Origin of the sequence: Kitasatospora sp. NPDC093558 (assembly GCF_040683475.1) — a bacterium.
Lineage (GTDB): Bacteria > Actinomycetota > Actinomycetes > Streptomycetales > Streptomycetaceae > Kitasatospora.
On record NZ_JBFBDY010001193.1, the window covers coordinates 1 to 1,364 of the forward strand.

The 1,364-nt window shown below is 74.4% G+C and carries 1 protein-coding gene; it reads left to right on the top strand.

The annotated features are described in order from the left end of the window. A partial coding sequence (locus tag AB0O00_RS39670) for an amidohydrolase family protein (RefSeq protein WP_363659524.1) occupies positions 1-1,228 on the top strand: 1,228 nt, incomplete at its 5' end. Positions 1,229-1,364 lie beyond the last annotated feature (136 nt).

Here is a 1,364-nt window from a genome sequence, read left to right on the forward strand (position 1 = left end):
CGACATCGTCGTCACCGGCAACCGCATCACCTCCGTGGAGCCGCACCGCTCGGGGGCGCGCCGCGCCGGGGAGCGGCTGGTCGACGCCACCGGCTGCACGGTGCTGCCGGGCCTGTGGGACTCCCACACCCACCCGTACCAGAACACCTACGGCGGGCGGCAGTTGCGCCTGAACCTCGCCTACGGGGTGACTGGCACCGCCTCGCTGGGCGGCTTCGCCTACGAGCAGGCGCGCCTGCGCGAGGCCGTCGACGCCGGGGCGATGACCGGCCCGCGGTTCCTGACCACCGGCGAACTGCACGACGGACCGCGCGTCGCCTACAGCATGGGCCGCGCCCACCGCACCGCCGAGGGGGTGCGGCGCAGCCTGGAGCGGGCGGCGGCGCTGGAGTACGACTTCGTCAAGACGTACGTACGGGCGCCGGCCTCGACGATGGCCGAGGCGGCGCGGGTGGCGCACGAGCTCGGGGTGCCCGCGGGCAGCCACCTGCTGACGCCCGGGGTGCAGGTGGGCCAGAACCTGACGACGCACCTGCAGGCCACCCAGCGCCAGGAGTACGGGCGGGTGTTCTCCCCGACCGGGCGCAGCTACCAGGACGTCCACGAGATCTACCGGGGCGGGGACTTCGCGATCGTCATCACGCCGTTCTCGGCGCTGTGCCTGGTGGGCGAGGACCCGTCGCTGGCCGAGGACGCCCGGGTGAGCGCGCTGATGCCGCCGTGGGACGCGGCGGTGGTGCGCCAGCAGGCGAAGGCCGCGCCGACACCGGAGCAACTGAGGGCCCTGCAGCGGGAGATGGCCGTCTACGGGCGGATCCTGGCCGACGGCGGGGCGCTGGCGCTGGGCACCGACGCGCCGCTGACCCCGGTCGGGCTGCAGGTCCACCTGGGGCTGCGGGCGCTGATCCGCTACGCGGGGCTGACACCGGCCCAGGCGCTGCGCACGGCGACGGCGGCGCCGGCCCGGCTGTGGGGCGTGGCGGAGGACGTCGGCACGGTGGAGGAGGGCAAGCTGGCCGACCTGCTGGTGGTCGACGGGGACCCGTTCCACGACTTCGCGGACCTGGTGCGCACGTCGTGGGTGATGCGCGACGGGGTGACGTACCGTCCGTCGGACCTGGTGGACGGCGGCGGGCGGGCGGGGCGGGCGGCCGTGGCGGCGGCCTCGGGCGTGGACTGGCTGGCGGTCGGCGAGGCGCTGCGGCGCGAGGGCTGCTGCGCCCTGTGACCTACGCGGTGCCCCCGCCCGTCCGAACCGGGCGGGGGTAGCCAACTGTTGTCATTTTCATCAGTATTCCTCAATAATCCTGGCATTTGGGCCGGTTGTCGGTGGTGGGCGGTACGGTCGCCTGGTGATCGTGACG